This is a genomic window from Agathobaculum faecis (assembly GCF_014287995.1).
Taxonomy (GTDB): Bacteria; Bacillota; Clostridia; order Oscillospirales; family Butyricicoccaceae; genus Agathobaculum; species Agathobaculum ammoniilyticum.
In genome coordinates, this window is sequence record NZ_JACOPL010000012.1 from 14,988 (window position 1) to 34,585 (window position 19,598).

Below are 19,598 nucleotides of genomic sequence, written 5' to 3' on the forward strand. Positions count from 1 at the left end.
ATAAAGTTTACGAGCGGTTAGTTGATCAACCTAATCGCTCTTTTCTTTTACCTGTAGAAAATGAATACTTTACAGAGAGCGCCGCCTTCCTTTCCCGAAGGCGGCTTTTTTATTCCAGACAAAAGGAGAGGAAAAATGCTAAAGAATATTTTCAAACGGACAACGGCGGGCGTTTTGTCCGCGCTCACATTGGCTGCAAGCGTGCCGCTTGCCGGTGCGGCAGACGGCATTATGCCGCTGGCAGAGGAGGACAACGAAGCGTCCAGCATTGAAATTAACGTGGGTGAGGTATATAACATTGCGGATAAGGGCGTGCAAAAGGCTTGGTTCCAGCAAAACGGCGCGCCGCGCAACGTCTGGCCTATGTTCACCAAAGCGTCAGACGGCACAGAGATCCGCGCATACTGCGCGGACCACAGCAAGGGCAACCCCGGCACATCGGGAATGCCGTACACGGTGACAAGCCGCGTATCGGATATGCATGTGTATGGCGTCGCGGCGCGCAGCGATGCGCGTATGACGCTCAATGAATTTATTTCCAGTGTAGGAAGCCCGCTTTCCAAAGAAAATTTTACAGAAGATATGTACTTCAGCGCCAGTCAGGCCGCGATCTGGTGTGCGCTGGGCGATGCGCAGATTGCTGCAAACAGCAGCTATGGCGTAAGCTATGGCAGCTCCACGTCGCTCGGTTATCGCACTGCCGGCAAGACGCTTAGCGCCAGTTCCACGTCGGAAGCGCTGACGTTGTTTGCCGCTATAAAAATGCTGGAGTATGGCAATGAGTTCTATAACACTTGGGGGCCAAGCGGCAAAGGCCATGCGCCGTGGGTAGGCGCTACCATCAATTACACGCCCGGCAACACCGAGTACACTCCCGCAGCGCAAAAGACCGGTACGATCGATGTAGGCGGCAGTATCGTATCCGGCGGCACCTTTGCGGAGAAGCAGATAGAGGGGCAGCAGTACATGGTACTGCCTATGGCGGCGGCAAGCGCAACCTTTGTGCGCGGCGAGGGCGAATATGGGCAGATTTTTGTCCGTGCAGACAATGTCCCGGACGGTGCTTTCCTCATGGACAGCGAGGGCAACAAGAGCTATGATGACGATGGTTCGCAGCGGCTTGCGCTGGCCCATGTGGACAAAAACAATGACCTGTACAAAAACGGCAACGGTATGGCTTATGGTGAAACCTTCCTGTTCTGTATCCCCAAGGCCACAGCGGAGCAGATGGATGAAGCCAGCACACCCTTGAAAACCCAATTCTTTGCCAGCATGAATGTAGACCGTTACAACGTATATGCAGCCAGCACAACCAGTTCGGGCGTACAGCCGGTTATCATGGTGGAGCCTGCTGTAAGGAAGATGAGTGTAAATGTCGGCTTCTCTACAAATGAGACGCCGGAAGATCTTACTCAGCTTAAAGTATTGAAGACTGATGAAAATGGTGCGCCGTTGGAGGGCTGCACATTCCAGATCAGTTACCAAAAAGACGGTACCCCTAAAACAGATGAGCAAACTACGGACGGCAACGGTGAAGCACTTTTTATTTACTTGCCCCTTAACACCGACGTCACCATCAAGGAAACCGCAGCGCCAGAGGGCTATACCCTGCTGCCGGATAAGGTTGTGAACACTGGCACGGGCGGCAAGACCGTTGAAGTCAAGCTGGCAAACTCGGATGACCACGTTTTCAAGATGCATAAGACCTCCAGCGCGGACGGGCGCAACCTGATGGGCGCGAAGTTCGAGGTCAAGGGCATAGACAACGACTTTGTCAACACTTATGTAACGGACGCGCTGGGCGAGTTCACGATCCAGGGCCGCGACCTGCCCACCGGTTCTTTTGAAGTATACGAGATCGCCGCACCGGAGGGGTATGCAATAGACGGCAGTGATATCCAGACCTTCAGCTGGGATAATACCCGTGATGTGACGCTTACTTTCAAGAATGCGCCGCTGCCCGGTATCCAGATCTACAAGTACGACAAGGACAGCAAGGAGCCGCTGGCGGGCGCGACCTTTGAGATCCGCCGCGACGGTCAGGTGCTGCAGACGGTCAAGACCGACGTCAACGGCTATGCCAAGGTCTACAATCTTCCCAAGGGCTTCTATCAGGTGGTCGAGGTAGAACCGCCGCAGGGCTACTTAAAGGACGAAGTAGAGCATGAGGTTTACATTGACCCGTCCGCAGACCCCACGCAGATCATCCGCGAAGTCAATGTACCGAACACGAAGAAGCTGTCCATCCGTATCATCAAGCAGGACAAGGACACCAGGATCCCCCTGCAGGGCTGGAAATTCGATGTGTACTACAACGACGCGAAACTTACCTCCGTCACCACGGATCAGGACGGCGAAGCGATGATCGAAAACCTGCAGCCCGGTACATACCGCGTTGTTGAGGTAGACGGTGATAAAGAACACTACAATCTGGATGCTCCGGAGCAGACTGTAGAGCTGATCAAAGATCAGGCCGAGATCCCGACCCTGATTTTCCAGAACACCATCAAGAAACACTTCGGTATCTACAAGATCGATGAGGAAACACGGGAGCCGATCCAAGGCGTCACCTTTGAGATCTGGAAGGACGGCAGGCTGCTGGGCAACTACACCACGGACGAGCATGGCCGCATCTGGCTGCCCTATGCAGAGCCGGGTACTTATCAGGCAAAGGAAGTCGTAACCGATCCGCGGTATGTCATCAACGAAAAGACATTTACGATTGAGAACAATTCGGAGTACCCCACGTTCTTCACTATCCCCAATACCCGCAAAAAGGATATTATCGTAAAGAAAATAGACCTTGACACCGGCAGACCAATGCAGGGCGTTGTATTTGAGGGCTTCAAGGACGGCAGGAGCATCGGTATGTTCACGACCGGACCGGACGGCACGTTCACCATTGACTATGCAGACCCCGGCACCTATAAATTTGTGGAACGACACACCCTTGCGGGTTATGAACTGAGTACACAGGTGCTGGAGGGCGAGCACACGACAGACCGCGATCTGGTGCTGACGCTGGATAACGTCGAGCAGAAATCTTTCATTGTGAAAAAGATCGACAGCGAAACGAAAGAGCCGCTGGCAGGCGTACAATTCAAAATCTGGCGGGATGGCGTACTGCTGGGCGATTACACGACCGATGAAAATGGCCGCATTGAGATCAAAAATGCGCCTGCGGGTACTTATAAGGTGCAGGAGATTGCCACCCTCAAGGAGTACATCCTGAACGATGAGGTGCTGGAGATCGAGCACACCACGGTCAAGGACACCGAGCTTACCGTGGAGAACACCAAAAAGCCCGGTCTGCTTATCAAAAAGATAGACAGCCAGACGAAGAAGCCGCTGCAGGGCGCTACCTTCAAAATCACCCGCGGGGACGGCTCGGTCGTGCGTGAGAGCGTCACGACCGATGCGGACGGTGTAATCCATCTGCCGGAGTTGGATACCGGCACATACATCATCACAGAGATCTCCGCGCCGGACGGCTATGCCATCGACGAGACGCCTAAGACCGTGGAAATCCGCGCGGGGCAGACCTATGAGGTGACCTTTACCAATACGAAAAAGGGCGGTTTCACCATTAAGAAGATAGACGAGGATACCCGCCAGCCGCTGAAAAACGCGGTATTCAAGATCACTAAGTCTAATGGCGAGTTCGTGAAGGAGGCCGAAAGCGACGCAAACGGCGTTATCACACTGGACGGCCTGCCGGAGGGCAGCTACATCGTAACCGAGGTAAAAGCCCCAACAGGCTATATCCTGCAGGATACGCCCAAAACCTTTGAGATCAAGGACGGCGGCAGCATGGAACTGGTATTCACCAATAAAAAGGCATACGGTTTGCAGATCCGCAAAATTGTAAAGGACACCGGTGAAGCCTTGCCGGGCGCGAAATTCCGTGTGGAAAAAGCCACGGGCGAATTGGTCGGCGAATATACGAGCAATTCCTCCGGTCTGGTCAACATTTCCGGTCTGGAGGACGGCGTGTATGTTGTGACCGAGATCAAAGCGCCGGACGGCTACCGGTTAGACAGCACATCCAAAAATGTTATTGTGAAAGCCGGGGAGCTGGCCACGGTTGAATTTGAGAATGCGAAGATGTCCAGTGTGCGCATTAAGAAAATTGATGCGGTGACGAAAAAAGGCATCCCCGACGTGCGGTTTATCATCAAAGACGCGCACAAGAACCTGATCGGCGAGTACACCACGGATGCAGACGGCTATATCGAACTGGAAAAGGAGCTGGAGGAAGGAAAATACTACGCCGAAGAGGTGCAGGCGGCTCCCGGTTACATCCGCGATGAGCAGGAACGCACATTCCGTGTGACCAAGGGCGAAACGACGGAAATCGTGTGGGAAAATACGCCGCAGCAAGGTCAGATTCAGATCACAAAGAAGTCCAAGGACGATAACCCGATCAACGGCCTGCCTGCCGGCACGCTCCTGCAGGGCGCGACCTTTGAAATCTATGATAAAGCAGGCAACGTCGTGGATACCATCGTAAGTAATGAACGCGGCGTCGCAGTATCGGGGCTGCTGCCGCTGGGGCGTTACACAATTCGTGAAACGAAAGCCCCCGTGTATTACGGGGCGTCCGGTGAAACCTTTGAAGCCGAGATCGAGTTCTCCGGCCAGATCGTGCGCCTTGAGGTATTGAACGAGAGCGTATACACCAATGTTTCTATTGCCAAGTCCGGCCCGAAACAGGTCGTACCCGGCCAGCCGATCCGGTGGACGGTATCGCACATCGCCAACAACTCCACCGTTCCGCTCCAGTCGTTCTACTGGCGCGATACGTTACCGTATCAGGCGGTGACGCTGGACAAGATCGTGACCGGCACATACAATGCGCGGCTGAGTTACAAGATCGTATACCGCACCAATTATAACCAGAACTACCGCACGCTCGCGGATAACCTGTCCACGGCGCAGAACCGCACCATTCAGGCCAATCCCACCGCGCTCGGCCTCAAGTCCGGCGAGGTTGTCACCGACTTTATGTTCGTGTTTGGTAATGTTCCCGCAGGCTTCCGCTGCGTAGAAACCCCGTATGTATACGGCAATGTGCGTTCGTCTGTCGCAGGCACAGCATTTGTCAATAAGGCAGATGTGGGCGGCTTGCATAACCAGCAGTGGATCATGTCCAACGATGCGTGGACAACGACCATTTACCGCGTAACAAAGCCGGTTCTGCCGCAGACGGGCTGGTAAACAACAATGGAGGTTGAGATATTATGAAAGCACGGCGAATTATCAGCGCGGCCATGGCCGCAATGCTGGCGCTCGGCTCCACCGCATTTGCGGCGGACGGGCAGCCCAAGACTGAGAGAATCGTCACCACACAGAACGGCACGGGTTACACCGTGTCGTCCGTGGGGCGGCATGTGATTGCAGTGGATGACAGCAGCCAGTCCTTTGCCTTTGCACCAACGGATGGATACGATCTGAGCCAGCTCATGATTACAGACGGTCAGTTTACAGATCGGGCCGACGTGGCCAGTCTGGATAAAGACCTGACCATGAACGGCACAACCTATCCCATCCGCTATGAATCCAAGATCGATGCACAGGGAACAAGCGTGATCCGCGCGACGGTTTCCATTCCTGCAGCACAGGATGACATTACCTTGTCTGCGGAAGCCGTCAGCTCGGAATACACGGTTACGGCCACATCACAGAGCGGCGCAGCCTTATCGTCTGGTTTGACCAAGCTGGGCAAGGGCGAAGCCTACACCATGACGGCCAAGCCGGACGGCAATCTGTATTGCATTACCAGAGCAGACCTGACGATTGGCCAAAACAAGACCAGCGTCGCGCTTTCCAAAGGCTGCGATGAGATCTCACAGGGATACCGCTTCACAATGGACGCTGAGGGTGTGCTGACTGTGTACTGCGGCGGCGTCACCAGCTCGGCTACAATCGAGCTGAAAACAGCCGAACGTGAGCCGGGCAGTGATGAAGTGCTGGTTACGGTTCACACCGGACGTGGAATCAGCAGCGAGGTGTCCAAGGATATTGTGAAAAAAGGGAGCAATTACACGGTGTCTTTTTCCGCAAACCGGGGCTATGCCATCGACGCGCTGACCCTTGAAGCGGATGGAAAGACAGCATACAGCACTCCGAATACCAACACGGTATTTATCGGCACAAACGCATACCGCGTATCCGGGAATGACAGCGGCTGCACGGTATACCTGACCGATCTGCAGAGCAACATCACCGTGAGCGCAGAGAGCGTCTATGACAGTGATAATCTGCTGGTGACAACCTCTGCGGGTACTGGGGTGAAGATCGACAAGAATTGCGGCAGCAGCGTAGAGGTTGGCACGGATGTAGATTTTGATATCTACGTCACGGATGAAGATAAATACGAGCTTGACCGTATCACACTGCAGATTGGCGATAGCAGCCAAACCGTAGATGCAGACGAGACTTCGATCCGTGTCAGCGGCGAAACATACCGTATGACCACCGATCAGGATGGCGTTACGCATCTGTATGTGACGGATATTGATAAGCCGGTGCGCGTATCTGCGACGGCAAGTCGTGTAAGTACCAGCCACAGTGTAACAATCCAAAAGTCGAACAATTTGACAATCAGCAAAAATACCGGCTCGACCGTATCTCATGGCAAGGATGTGAAATTTACAATCAAGCCGGATAGCGGTTATACGGTTGATACTGTGACGCTGAAAATCGGCTCCAAATCCGAAACGGCCTATGCGGGCGCATCTATCATCGCCGTTGATGGAACCAGTTATGACATGGAGCGCAGCAGCGACGGCACGGTGACTGTCTATGTAAACAATGTTCGTGCAAATGTTTCTATCTCGGCAGAAGCGGAAAAAATCGCAACCGGAAGTGGCTCGAATGGGAAAATCTATATTGATCGTTCTGTAAAATCTCCATTCTTCGTTGGGTACAATTCGCAATTCTATCCAGAGGATAATATGACACGCGCAGAAGCCGTGCAGATGCTTGTCCGTATGACAAATGCAGATCCGAACGCAAGTTATCCGATGGCTGGGTTCAGCGATGTGCAGTCAGATGCTTATTATGCAAATGCACTGGATGCCTTTGCGTATGGCGGCGTCGTTGACGTGGATACCTCGTACTTCCGGCCTTATGCGCCGATCACCCGTGCGGAGTTTGTGGAAATGATGTATCGGCTCGACACGACCGGCAGTTATACCGGCTCGACACGGTTTTACGACGTATCCTCTGTGATGCGTGAAGCGAGTGCCATTGCATACTGCGCAGATCGTGGATGGGTGAATGGATACCCGGATGGCAGCTTCCAGCCCAGTGCGTATATTACCCGCGCGGAAGCGGCAGCAGTAGTCAACCGGACGATGGGACGCACACTTTCGTCCAGTAATGTTTCCGGCGTCAATTATACGGATGTACCGCAGAGCCATTGGGCATACAATGACATACTCATCGCGTCCAGCTATCAGTGGTGAGTTCCTATGAGGCCAGACAAAAATAATATGCCAAGCGCCGCCCTCTGGGCGGCGCTTGCTATCCCTGTGATATGGTTCGGCCTGCTGTGCGGTGGTGCAGCTGCACCGGGCAGGACAGTTTCGGAATGGTTTGACACCGTATCCCTGTCCATGGAATATCCCCTGCACATTACGATAACGGAATACAGCGTCAAGGCAGTGCTGATCATCCTGCTGGTTTATGTGCTTTGTGTCATGCTGTTTATTGACAGCCAAGGTAAGCGCCGTCCGGGCGAAGAACATGGCTCGGCAAGATGGGGCAAGGCAAAACAGGTTTGCGCAAAGTACCGGTATCAGCCCAAATTCATGGAGCGGTTGAAAGCACGGATATCGAAGATCGCCGCTTTCTTCCGGTCGCTCCCTGTGCATTTGCATATAAAACGGCTGACGCCGGAGGAACAGGAAAAGATGCAGGCGGAAAAGGCACTGCGTCTGCCGTGCGATATGAATTTCCCCTTGACGCAGAATGTCTGCATCGGGCTGGATGTTTACCGCCATCAACGCAATTTGAACATCTGTGTAGTGGGCGGTTCGGGCGCGGGCAAGTCGCGTTCGCTCGCAAAGCCAGGACTGATGCAGGCAAACTGTTCTTACATCGTGTGCGACCCTGCGGGCGAACTGCTGCGGGACTGTGCGCCGCTGCTCTTGAAGCGCGGATATGACGTTAAGGTGTTCAACCTCTCAGACAGGCGGCGCTCGGATTGTTATAACCCGTTTGATTATATCCATTCCGATGCGGACGTGATCCGGCTCGTGACGCTGCTGGTGCGGAACACAACGCCGAAAAACGCAAACAGCAGCGACCCCTTCTGGGAGAAGGCGGAGACTGCGCTTGTTACGGCGCTGATCCTGTACCTGTATCATGAGGGCGCGGAGGAAGATAAAAACTTCGGTACGGTCATGTACCTGCTCAACAATGCGGAAGCTGTGGAAAACGGGCCGAAAAGCCCCACAGACCAGCTGTTCCTGCAGCTGGAAGCAGAAAAAGGTGACAGTCATATTGCGGTGCAGTACTATAAATCGTTCCTTACCAGCCCGGAAAAGACGCGCGATACGATCCGGCAGATGGCAACGTCCCGCCTGGCATATTTCCTGCTGGACGAAATGCAGGACATTACGGGTACAGACGAAATGGATTTCGCATCCCTTGGCGAACGCAAGCGCGCGATCTTTGTTATCACGCCGGTCAACGACAAGTCCTTTAATTATCTGGTGAGCATGATGTATATGCAGGCGTTCCAAGAGTTGTACGACTGTGCAGAGCGGAAACACCACGGCACGCTGCCTGTCCATGTGCGTTTTCTCATGGATGAATATGCGAATGTGCCGCTGCCGGAGGATTTTGAGCAGACGCTTTCCACCTGCCGGAAATACAACATTTCCTGCACGATCATCCTGCAAAACATCGCGCAGCTCAAGGGGATGTATAAGGACACATGGGAGAACATCACAGGCAACTGTGACACGTTCCTTTATTTGGGCGGCAACGAACAGGTGACCCACAAGTATGTCTCGGAGCTGCTGGGCAAGGCCACCATCGACACGCGGACAAGTGGACAGACCAGGGGCAGCCATGGCTCTTACACGCGAAATTTTCAACAGACGGGCCGCGAACTGCTGACGCCGGATGAGGTGCGGGAACTGGACAACAAGTTTGCACTGCTGTTTATCCGCGGCGAACATCCCGTGTGCGATCTGAAATACGACCTGCTGCGCCACCCCGCGCTGGCGCTCACCGCGGACGGCAAGGCGGAGCCGTATACGCCGCCGCTGCGTCACCCGATCCGTCCATCTGCACGGGCAGAGGAATGGAAAGCAATGAAGGAAATGATAGACGGCATCGAATTTGAATATTTTTCTATCTGAAACAAAGGAGAAAACTGTTATGAAAAACCGTATGAAGAAACTAACCATGCTCCTCACAAACAAAAAGGCATATGAGCGTACGCGCAGCCTGTACCGAAAAGGGGTTTTGGCTGCGTCTGTTGCCTGTTTCGCCGTAGTCCCCGCGTTCGCCGCCGATCCGCTGAGCGCGATCACGCAGCTTTCGGATTTCATCTTTGCCCTCATCAAGGCGGTTGGCCTGATGGTATCCGGCTGGGGCGTGCTGCAGGTCGGTATGTCGATCCAGTCGCACGACCCGTCCCAGCGCACACAGGGTATCCTGTGTCTGGTAGGCGGGCTGCTGATCATGTTCGCAAAGGACATCCTGGACCTTATCACCGGCGGCTGACAGCAGGAATGGAGTTGAAGAAAAACTATGTGGGCGTTAGATGTACTGGAGGGCGCGCTGGGAACATGGAACAGCTACATGGCACAAATCTGGGATATTGTCACGCAGTCGCCCAAAGAATTTATGGGCGGCGCGATATGGCCTGCTATCGAGCAGATTTTTTCTGTGCTGCAGGGCATCGGATATGGCCTGCTCATCCTGTTCTTTGCGATGTCCTTCTTTAAGCAGTCCACCTCGTTCCGGGAGCTCCGGCACCCGGAACAGGTGTTCCGCCTGTTCCTGCGCTTTGTCCTCGCGCAGGCGGCAATCACCTATGGGCTGGAAATTATCAATTTTATATTCGAGGTCACCGGCGGGATCACTTCTTCCATAGCAACAAGCCTTGGCAGCCTGCATGAAGTAGCCGCTACGCTGCCGGATGAAATACGGACGGCGGCGGAAGACGCCAACATCATCCAGAGTGTGATTTCAGGGGTCGTAGGGCTGGTTTTTACCGGCATTGTTATCTGCCTGTCCATGATGATGCTGACAAAGGTATACGGGCGGTTTTTCCGCGTATACCTGTATGTCGCGCTGGCGCCCTTGCCGCTTTCCGCGTTTGGCGGCGAACTGACCAGCCGGCACGGGCGCACCTTTATCCAGAGCTTTATCGGTGTTTGCCTGGAAGCTGCTGTTGTTGTGCTGGCGTGTATCGTGTATTCCGCTTTTATATCAAGCAACGAACTGCCATCGGTCGATTTTGGTGAGGGCAGCATCGGTATGATGGTGGGTTACATGGCCGGCGTGATATTCCAGATGCTGATTTTGCTGGGTATTGTCAGCACGGCGGACCGTGTTGTGAAAGATATGCTGGCATTGTAAAGAAAAGAAAAGGAGGTTGAAACGGCATGGAATGCCCGGTTAATAAAGAAATACGGAACTACCGCGAGGGCGTGTTCATGGGGCTGAGCATGCGCCAGACGATATGGGGCTTTGTAGCTTTGGTGGTTGCAGGCGCAGCGAATTTTGGGCTGCGCCCATTCATTGGCAAGGAAACGGCAAGCGTGCTGTGCATACTGCTCGCCGCGCTGCCGGCAGCAGTTGGCTTTATGAGTTATCATGGGCTGAATTTTGAACAAATTGCGCGGGCGTGGCTCCGTACCATGTTTAGACATAACGGCTGGTATGTATACCGCGCAGTGTGCCTCTATGACACACTGCACTGCGCCGCTATTAAGGAGCGCCAGCGCGCAACGAAAACGAGGAAAAAACATATGGGAAAGGGGCAGAAAAGCAATGCTCAAAAGAAAAAAACAGTCTAAAGCGCAGCCGCCTGTCCGGCCGGTGCGCCTGCCGCGCAGCGTGCAGCAGATCGTACCGGTGCAGCGCGTTTATCCGGACGCAGTCTGGCAGGTAGGCGCAACCGAATACAGCAAGACATGGTCTTTTACGGATATCAACTATGCGGTGGCAAGCCCGGAGGATCAGACCTCTATTTTGGATTCCTGGGGGCGCGTCCTCAACGGCCTTGCTGCGGACAGCCGGCTGAAGATCACACTGGCAAACAGGCTGTTTAACAAGGACAGCCTGAGCGGCTCGGTTTTCTACAAAAAGAAGGACGATGGGCTGGACAGGTACCGGGGCGAGATGAACCGTGTATTGATGGATAAGGCGAAGGGCAGCAACGGCATTGTGCAGGAGAAATTCCTGACGCTGACCGCAAACCGCAAAAACGAGAACGAAGCGCGGATGTTTTTCAGCCGCGCCGGGAAAAGCCTGTCGTTTGGGATGCAGCGGCTTTCCTCTACGGTAAAGCCGCTGAACAACACGGAACGGTTCCGCGTGCTGCATGACTTTTTCCGTCCGGACCATCGTATGAAAAACGCCGACGTCGCGGCTATGATGCGCAGCGGCAAGCATTTTGCAGATGTGTTCTGCCCGCTGGCAATGCGCTACCATGCAGATTATATCGAACTGGACCGAGGCTTCGCCCGTGTGCTGTTCATTGAAGAGTATGCGTCCATGCTGCCCGATAAAATGGTGCATGACCTGATGGAGCTGCCGCGCCAGATGATGCTCTCCATTGACATCACGCCGGTACACCCGCAGGAAGCGGTAAAGATGCTCAACCGGCTGGATATGCGCGTGGAATCCGATATCACCCGCTGGCAGCAGCGCCAGAACAACAATAATAACTTTTCCGCCGAAATCCCCTATGAGTACAAGCAGATGCGCGAAGTGGTAGAGAATTATAAGGATGAAACCACGCAGAACGACCAGCGGATCATGATGACTACAACGACGGTCGTGCATATGGCGGATACGCTGGAGCAGCTGAACGCGGATACCGAGACGCTGAAAACAACGGCAAGCGGATATGGCTGCGAGCTGGCGGCGCTGAAATGGCAGCAGGATATCGGGCTGGACACGGTGCTGCCGTATGGGCTGCGCCGCGTGGTACAGCAGCGCACGCTGCTTACCAAATCCGCGAGCATTTTGACGCCGTTTTCCGCGCAGGAAATCCAGCAGACAGGCGGTATCTGCTATGGCAACAACGCGGTATCCGGCAATATGATTCTGGCAAACCGCGCGCTGCTCAAAAACGGCAACTGCATCCGTCTGGGCGTGCCGGGCGCAGGAAAGTCCATGAGCGCAAAGTGGGAGATAGGCCAAGTCCTCCTGTCTACGAACGATGATGTGCTCATCCTTGACCCCGAAAATGAGTTTACGCCCATGGTGGGCGCGTTCGGCGGAACGATGATCGACGTATCCGGCTCGTCCGCAGTGCGGATCAATGCAATGGACATGGAAAAAGGCTATGCGGATAATGATAAAAACCCGCTGGCGGATAAGTCCGAATTTATCATGTCCCTGTTCGAACAGATCATGGGGGACGACGTCAATGCCAGACACCGGTCTATCATAGACCGGTGCATCAAGGATTTGTATGCAGGCTATATTGCCGGAGGCTATCACGGGAAGTCCCCGACCTTAACCGATTTGTACAATATGCTGCGGGAGCAGGACGAGGACGAAGCAAGGGAGCTGGCGCTTTCCGCAGAACTGTTTATCACCGGTTCGCTCGGCATTTTTTCTCAGGAAACGAATGTAGACCAGCACAACCGCCTGACCTCGTACAACATCCTCGATCTGGGCGAGCAGCTCATGCCGCTGGGCATGCTGGTCATTCTGGAATCCGTCTACAACCGCGTGCTGCAGAACTGGCGGGCCGGAAAGCGGACATGGGTATTTGTGGACGAGTTTTCAATCTTTTTCCGATATCCGTTTGCAACCAGTTACTTCCTGCGTATGTGGAAACGGCTGCGCAAGCGCAACGCCTATATGACAGGCATCACGCAGAATGTGGGCGAAATGCTGCGGAGCAAGGATGCGCGATGGCTGTTCGCCAACAGTGAATTTATTATCATGCTGTCCCAGTCCGCGTCCGACCGCGCCGATCTGGCGGAACTGTTGCACATTTCCGACGCCCAGCTTTCTTATGTGGAAAACGCGGACCCCAGCTGCGGGCTGATGAAGTTCGGCAGCGCATTCATCCCTTTCCAGAACGATATCCCGAAGCACACCGAGTTATACCGCCTGATGACCACCAAGGCTGGCGAATGGGAGTGATATCCCTATGGCTACATACAGATACAAAACGCCGGAGGACAGGAAAAAGTTGTCGTATGGCGCTGCGCGGGCGCAGTGCGGAAAAGCGGTAAGCGGCGCGGCCAGCACGCAGTACGGCAGCAGGACGCGGCAGGGCGCGGAGCAGCAGGTATACGCGGCGAAAAGCGCGCCGCCGCAGGCAAAGCACAAAAAGCGGACCATGAAAGCATACATGGTTCGCATAGCTGTGCGGAAAATGCAGGAGCGCAGGGATGGGAAACGCCGTGCGGAACAGGATGGCCAGCGTGCGGATGCTGCGGCGGTAAACAGGGCGTCTGACCGGATGGCGGACAGCGCAAAACGCGTGGCAGGCGTCACCACGCGCACCACTGCAAAATACGGCGGCATTGCAGCGAAAAAGGTTTACGGCGCGGCGCGGGACAAGGCGCGGCAATACGCGGTAAAAAAGTCCGTCCGGCGTGTGGCGCGCCGTTACCGCGGCGCGGATGGGAAAGCACGGTACGCATTCCGCTATGCCGCGGAACAGAAAAATCGTGCGGTACGCAGCGTCCGGTTAAAAAAAGGGCAGCGGTACCGGCTTGCCCGCGGGCGTTTGCTGGCGCTGCGCCGGCAGGGAATCCAGAAGGGCCGGCGCAGCGCGGCGGCGGTATACGGTACGGCGCGCGACCGCGCGGCAAAAAACGCAGTGTCTACCGTATATGGCAAAGCGGCAAAGGGCGCGGAAAGCGTTTATGGCGGTACGGTAAGGCAGGGCGCGCTGATGCGCCGTGCGCACGCGCAGAAGGCGGCGGATATGGCATACCAAAGCAGCGCTGCCGCACAGCGCAGCCGGACGGCTGCGCACGGCTTGAAAAAATACCAGCTGCGCGCACGGAAAGCCGGCGTCCGCAAATTGAAGCTGCGTCTTGGGGAAAAAGGCGGTGCTGGCGGGGCGGCGAAAAAGGGCGTGCGCAAGATCGTCACGGAGCTGATGCATAAGGCTGCCGCTGCGGCAAAGAGCAAAATTTTGTTGGCCGGTGTGGCGGTGGTTCTGGTGGTAAGCCTTGTTGCCGCGCCGCTTACCATTATTGCATCGCCGCTTGGGCTATTGTTTGCGGACGAGAATATTGGTGTGGACGGGCAGAGCGTCCAGCAGGCGTACATGGCGGCGCAGACGGCATGGACGTCCGCAGCGTTGGCAGGTGAAAGCTATGACCGCGTGGAATATGAAGGTACTTATGCAGACAGCGTGGAAGTATTAGCTGTGTTTGCGGTAAAGGTGACAGAGCAGGACGGCTTCGACGCGATGACGATGGGACCCGACCAGCGTGAGATTTTAGCTGGGGTGTATATGGATATGAACCCGTATACAAAATGGTACACGAAAACAGAGGACGGGGACAGAATCCTGCATATACGGGTGGACGGTTTATCCGCCGACCAGGCGGCGGACAAGTACCATTTCACGAAATCCCAGCGCGTGATGCTGCACGAACTGCTGGAGGATTACCGCGATGAACTGGTCCAGCTGCTGGGCAGTGCGACCGGCGGCAAGGGCTTTTCCACTGCGGTACTGGCGCTCCGGGAACTGGTGGAAAAATACGCCGCAATGTACGGCATATCCCACTATGTGGACACGCTGCTTGCGATCATTGAGGTAGAAAGCGGCGGGCGGCTGGAAGATGTAATGCAGTCCTCCGAATCTATGGGTCTGCCGCCGAACTCGCTCAGCAAGGAAGCGTCTATCAATCAGGGCTGCAAATATTTCTCCCAGCTGGTGCGCAAGGCGAAAAATCTCGGCTGCGATGAGGATTCCGTGATTCAGGCGTATAACTACGGCAGCGGGTTCCTTGATTTTGTTGCATCGCACGGGAAGAAATACAGCTTCGAACTGGCGGAGGAATTTTCGCGGCAGCATTCCGGCGGCGTGAAGGTGACGTACAAGAACGAGATATCCATCCCGAAAAACGGCGGCTGGCGCTATAACTACGGCAATATGTTTTATGTCCTGTTGGTGCGGCAGTACCATGCCGCGCTGGGCAGCGATGTACAGAACCGCATTGTGCTGATCGCGCAGAACTACCAGAATTACGGCATCACGGCCCCTGCCGGGTATTGCGAAATGTGGGCGGAGCAGGTATACCGTGCTGCAGGCGTGCAGGTGGCCAACTGGTGCTGTGCCGGACGAAACAGGGTAACGAACGTTGTAAGCACGGATAGCTCCAATATCCCAGTGGGTGCGATGGTTTATAACGACCCTGCGGTATATAATTCGCGCACTACATGCGGCTGCGGGCTGAATGCCGGCCATGTCGGCGTCTACCTTGGCAACGGGCAGATCATGTCCAACATAGGCGGCAGCGCGATAGATACGCTGGAATCCTGGACCAGCTACTACGGCTTCGGCGGCTGGGGCTGGGGCGGCGCTGCGGTTAACTGATAATTATACGAAGCTATAAAATGTGTTCCAATGGAACATGTATACCCCAAGAGGAAAACCGGCCTGAACGTAGTGCGTTCAGGCCGGTTTCTTTATTTTTTTGTTTATCATTAAAAGTTGTAGTTGCCAACAGAAATATTCACATTGCCCCAGCCTTCATGTAAGGCGCTTCCCACAGATGGAATCCCGGCTGATGTCGGGAGAAATCAGCTTTAGTCGGGGTAATTCATACTTTGCAAAAATGCTGGAGGAAAAAAGAAAAAGCAATTGCAAAAGCAATTGCTTTTTCAGAATGATTATTTACGTTGGATGGTTTAAAGCCCCGAGAATATGTCACTCAAGTAATATTTGCCATTGATTTCTTTGCATATCACGAAATAAGATGTCTGCCGCTGATCCGGTCCAAAGGTGCTCATTTCTGCTGGGATCATATCGAATGTACATTGAAACACCAGCCTCCCCTCTTGCTGAGAATTTTCAGCATCATATTCACATGAAACAACGGTCGCCTCTGCCATTCCGGCCACACCCTGTACGCCGCTGTAATCATATTGGATCGTTCCTTCAGTTGTTAAAGCATACATGGCATCATAGTCTTTTTTCGAAAAACTCTCAAAGAACTGGTAAATTGTATCTTTTGCGCCTGCCACATCTTCATCACTGAAAATCGGATCGTTAATCAAAACGGTGTTGGTGTCTCCATCCCAATCGACAAATTTACCATTTAACTCTTCTATGGCCCGTAGAGGGACATAAGTTGTTCCATTGTAGAGAATGGGCTGCACCACGACACCATCCTCATCCTTGGCTATAAATTCTTCTCCGTTCACCAAAATTGTGATATCCGGCAGATCTATCGTAATTCGATTGTTGACTGCAAGAGCGCCAATACAACATATAATTGAGCTTATCACAACACAAATTAAAGTCTTACTCCATTTGGGCTTATTCATGATAAGACTCCTTCCTGTTTACTGTGGGGTCCAACGATTATCATAAGAGTCCCAGCATGGAATAAGGAAATCGCAGTTTTCACTAAACCATTCTTGATTCATGGTCTCATCACAATGATCATTGGTATGAGCACTATATTTCATTGTACGTCCATCATTACTTGTAACGATTCCGACATGCCCTTCCGGTGTCCCGCTCTGATAATAGATAATGCTGCCCGCAATAGCTCGATCAATATCGGTATCTCCCTTTACCCAAAAGACAATGTCGTACTCCTGCATGTAGTCAGACAAACCATAATATGTGGAGCGAGAACCACCGGTATTTATCCAAGGAATAGTATATCTCTTCCATATGTTATCTTCTGACAATCCACCCTCATAATAGCACTGAGAAACAAAATTTGCACAATCTTCGGACGTGTAATAATTATAATCGGGATTACGAGGGAAGTTGGCAGGATCTTGTGCATAATCACGGGCTGCTACACGATCCAATTCTTGCGCACGGGATGATCCAGATGCCTTTGTTCCGTTGTTTACAAGGCGTATAACGGTGTTATAGGCTTTTTCATACACTTCAGAATCTGTCTCTAATTCAAAAGCGTCAATAGGCTTATCAGTAAATTCCTGTTCTGTGTCAGCAATTCCGTTATTCAACGTTGTTACATTGTCATTTGTGATAAAGTTATAATCACGATACATTATGCTGGAATTCGCTAAAAGTTGATCAACAGATACAGACTGCTTTGCATTTATGAGTGATGGTTGAATTGAAAATGCAATATTGAATGTCGCTTCATTAGAAATTGTTTTGTTGATATGATTCCGATTTAATTCATTTTTCCACATTTCAAGATAATCGGTTGCTTCACTGATTTGAGCTTCATCTGTCAAATCTTCAATTGCCCCCTCAATTCCTTGAATGTATGGAGAATCTTCCGGAGTAGATGCTTTTATTATGGTATCATATTCGACACGAGCAATAACATTTACTTTATTTGATGCATATTCGATGCTTTCAATTTGCGTAGACAGATTGGAAACATCATAATAATCTTCACGGTATTCCTTAACCGTGTCTTCAGCAAGAGTTACGGCTCCATCTGCTACAACCGTATCTAAAGAATTATATGAGGCAGATGCACATACTGCACATACACTACAGGCTAAAAATGCTGTAATCAATAGTTTACTCTTTTTCATTTTTCTCCTCCAGTTCTTTAAAACAGTTTCGGGATCTTACGACAACATCATAGTATTATATCGTAACGAATTCAATTAGAATTTTAAACAGGAAAAATTTATATTCTTGTGGAATTAACTTGTAACATAAAGAACATTTTTTTCGTACAAACGCATATTTGATTTTCACTAAATTTCTGATTACCTTTTCATAAGCTGGCATTTGCCAGCATGAAAATGCAACAAAAAGTAGTAAATGAGTAGTACAACCACCGATTTAAGAAGCAAGAGCCAGTCTTTCAAGTTCCGCTTTCGCTGAATTGAAAGTACCGTGTGCATAGTACCCTAATGTCATGGTAATGCTTGAATGTCCCATGATGTATTGCAAGGCTGGCTTTCATGGGCTGTATGCAGCAAAAGATGGTACTGTGATCAATTCGGATCCATGAATGAGCCATTAAAGCTGCGACTGTAGAAGGAAATCCCGACTGGTGTCGTGGGAAACCGGCATCAGTCGGGGGTAATTCATTGAATAATTATCTGCATGGTTGTGGGAGTTACAGATTTGTTGCCTGAAAAGTCTTTTAATACTTCGTTTATATCAAAAAGTTTTTTCAATTCTTGTGTTTGTATATTATATGAAAATACACCCTGCGTTCCATCCTGCAGTTGAAGATTTGCAAAGATGGTCTGTTGATCGGGACTAACAACAAATGAATAATAGGTTGCCACTCCGGGGATTTGAATTTCACTGGTGGTTTTATCGGTGATATTTAGCATCATAAGTTTTGCCTGCTGGTCAAGGACGCTTTCACGACCAATGAAAAGAAGTATGTCATCATTTAGGCGGGAAACATTCGATACTTCAAGATTATTTGCTGTCTCCCATACTTCGGAGCTGTCGGCATCTGCACCATAGTTGTCAAATAGCGATGAATATGGCGTATCCGAGAAAGTATATATCACTGACTGCAGGCTGAAATCCGATGTATCGACAGACGAAATAAAAAATGGACATGGGGTTATTTTTCCGTTTTCTTGATTTACGTCCATGCGTCGCCGAGCAAAGTCAGAATACCAAGTCGTAATAATCTCACCAGTATTGTGATCGATTGAAAAGTCGAGATAAACTGAATCTGTATTATTAGAGAAAATTGGTTGTATCTCACCTGTTGTTGGGTCTATCTTCGCCAGCTGGACGACACCATTGCTTTCTTTTCCGCCCACAATTCCATACAGCGCATTGTTATACCAATCCAGTTCATTGAATACATGGTGATAATTAGTTATGTCATTGATTTTCCCTGTTTTGATGTCGTAGACCTGCAGCTTGTCACCGGCAGAAGCATCTGAGGGATCACCCCAGACTGAATAATATACTTTTGCATTTTTATAATCCACGACGCCTACAGGATATTCACAGGCACCAACATACGTGTATATCTCTTTGAGTTTGTTTGTCTTGAGATCATACAAATAAAACGATGTTGTGCGCTGCTCGTTGAAGTTCGTCGCCTCGGAATTTAGACTCGTATAGGTTAATGAAAGATAAGCGTAGTCGGACTCATCCATAATTGACTTATCATTTGTTTGTATTTCTGACGAAGTCGTAGCGCCTAAAGAAAGCATAAGCAGCCAGACAATAATTTTTTTCATGATGATACCTTCTTGATATACAGTAAGACCTATCA

The 19,598-nt window shown here is 51.8% G+C and carries 11 protein-coding genes; 8 read left to right on the forward strand and 3 right to left on the reverse strand.

Annotated elements, in window-relative coordinates; translation table 11 throughout:
* Positions 1-135: 135 nt before the first annotated feature.
* The 8 genes from H8S45_RS12105 to H8S45_RS16985 are packed head-to-tail and all read left to right on the forward strand — an operon-like array spanning position 136 to position 15,769.
* Entirely contained in the window at positions 136-5,217 is a 5,082-nt protein-coding gene (locus H8S45_RS12105; protein ID WP_054327210.1) for a SpaA isopeptide-forming pilin-related protein, read from the forward strand.
* Positions 5,218-5,240: 23 nt separating this feature from the next.
* Positions 5,241-7,469 carry an S-layer homology domain-containing protein gene (locus H8S45_RS12110; protein WP_107631656.1) on the forward strand — a complete coding sequence of 743 codons (2,229 nt, stop codon included), beginning with the start codon at positions 5,241-5,243 and terminating at the stop codon, positions 7,467-7,469.
* Positions 7,470-7,475: 6 nt separating this feature from the next.
* Complete coding sequence (locus H8S45_RS12115) at positions 7,476-9,374, forward strand: VirD4-like conjugal transfer protein, CD1115 family (RefSeq protein ID WP_107631657.1); 1,899 nt, start codon at positions 7,476-7,478, stop codon at positions 9,372-9,374.
* A gap of 19 nt (positions 9,375-9,393) precedes the next feature.
* Positions 9,394-9,741, forward strand: a complete 348-nt coding sequence (locus tag H8S45_RS12120) for a formate hydrogenlyase (RefSeq protein WP_242977923.1) — start codon at positions 9,394-9,396, stop codon at positions 9,739-9,741.
* 27 nt (positions 9,742-9,768) lie between these two features.
* Positions 9,769-10,602 (forward strand): hypothetical protein, encoded by an 834-nt coding sequence (locus H8S45_RS12125; protein WP_054327214.1) that lies wholly within the window; start codon positions 9,769-9,771, stop codon positions 10,600-10,602.
* Positions 10,603-10,628: 26 nt separating this feature from the next.
* On the forward strand, positions 10,629-11,042 hold the full coding sequence (locus H8S45_RS12130) for a PrgI family protein (RefSeq protein ID WP_054327215.1): 414 nt from the start codon (positions 10,629-10,631) through the stop codon (positions 11,040-11,042).
* Positions 11,017-13,350 (forward strand): VirB4-like conjugal transfer ATPase, CD1110 family, encoded by a 2,334-nt coding sequence (locus H8S45_RS12135; protein WP_186950134.1) that lies wholly within the window; start codon positions 11,017-11,019, stop codon positions 13,348-13,350. Before H8S45_RS12130 ends, H8S45_RS12135 begins: the two co-directional genes overlap by 26 nt.
* 7 nt (positions 13,351-13,357) lie before the next feature.
* The gene (locus tag H8S45_RS16985) at positions 13,358-15,769 is read left to right on the forward strand and encodes a lysozyme family protein (RefSeq protein WP_452039158.1); all 2,412 of its coding nucleotides are present in this window, start codon (positions 13,358-13,360) and stop codon (positions 15,767-15,769) included.
* Positions 15,770-16,083: 314 nt separating this feature from the next.
* Here H8S45_RS16985 and H8S45_RS12145 read toward each other — a convergent pair whose 3' ends face one another.
* From H8S45_RS12145 to H8S45_RS12160, 3 genes are all read right to left on the reverse strand, one after another.
* Entirely contained in the window at positions 16,084-16,722 is a 639-nt protein-coding gene (locus H8S45_RS12145; RefSeq protein WP_107631659.1) for a stalk domain-containing protein, read from the reverse strand.
* A gap of 18 nt (positions 16,723-16,740) precedes the next feature.
* Entirely contained in the window at positions 16,741-17,928 is a 1,188-nt protein-coding gene (locus H8S45_RS12150; protein ID WP_054327222.1) for an amidase domain-containing protein, read from the reverse strand.
* Positions 17,929-18,432: 504 nt separating this feature from the next.
* Complete coding sequence (locus tag H8S45_RS12160) at positions 18,433-19,563, reverse strand: hypothetical protein (RefSeq protein WP_054327223.1); 1,131 nt, start codon at positions 19,561-19,563, stop codon at positions 18,433-18,435.
* Positions 19,564-19,598 lie beyond the last annotated feature (35 nt).

What these genes read in the sequence shown, in the direction of transcription:
- H8S45_RS12105 (WP_054327210.1), top strand. Translation starts at nt 136, where the DNA reads ATGCTAAAGAATATTTTCAAACGGACAACGGCGGGCGTTTTGTCCGCG.
- H8S45_RS12110 (WP_107631656.1), top strand. Translation starts at nt 5,241, where the DNA reads ATGAAAGCACGGCGAATTATCAGCGCGGCCATGGCCGCAATGCTGGCG.
- H8S45_RS12115 (WP_107631657.1), top strand. Translation starts at nt 7,476, where the DNA reads ATGAGGCCAGACAAAAATAATATGCCAAGCGCCGCCCTCTGGGCGGCG.
- H8S45_RS12120 (WP_242977923.1), top strand. Translation starts at nt 9,394, where the DNA reads ATGAAAAACCGTATGAAGAAACTAACCATGCTCCTCACAAACAAAAAG.
- H8S45_RS12125 (WP_054327214.1), top strand. Translation starts at nt 9,769, where the DNA reads ATGTGGGCGTTAGATGTACTGGAGGGCGCGCTGGGAACATGGAACAGC.
- H8S45_RS12130 (WP_054327215.1), top strand. Translation starts at nt 10,629, where the DNA reads ATGGAATGCCCGGTTAATAAAGAAATACGGAACTACCGCGAGGGCGTG.
- H8S45_RS12135 (WP_186950134.1), top strand. Translation starts at nt 11,017, where the DNA reads ATGCTCAAAAGAAAAAAACAGTCTAAAGCGCAGCCGCCTGTCCGGCCG.
- H8S45_RS16985 (WP_452039158.1), top strand. Translation starts at nt 13,358, where the DNA reads ATGGCTACATACAGATACAAAACGCCGGAGGACAGGAAAAAGTTGTCG.
- H8S45_RS12145 (WP_107631659.1), bottom strand. Translation starts at nt 16,722, where the DNA reads ATGAATAAGCCCAAATGGAGTAAGACTTTAATTTGTGTTGTGATAAGC.
- H8S45_RS12150 (WP_054327222.1), bottom strand. Translation starts at nt 17,928, where the DNA reads ATGAAAAAGAGTAAACTATTGATTACAGCATTTTTAGCCTGTAGTGTA.
- H8S45_RS12160 (WP_054327223.1), bottom strand. Translation starts at nt 19,563, where the DNA reads ATGAAAAAAATTATTGTCTGGCTGCTTATGCTTTCTTTAGGCGCTACG.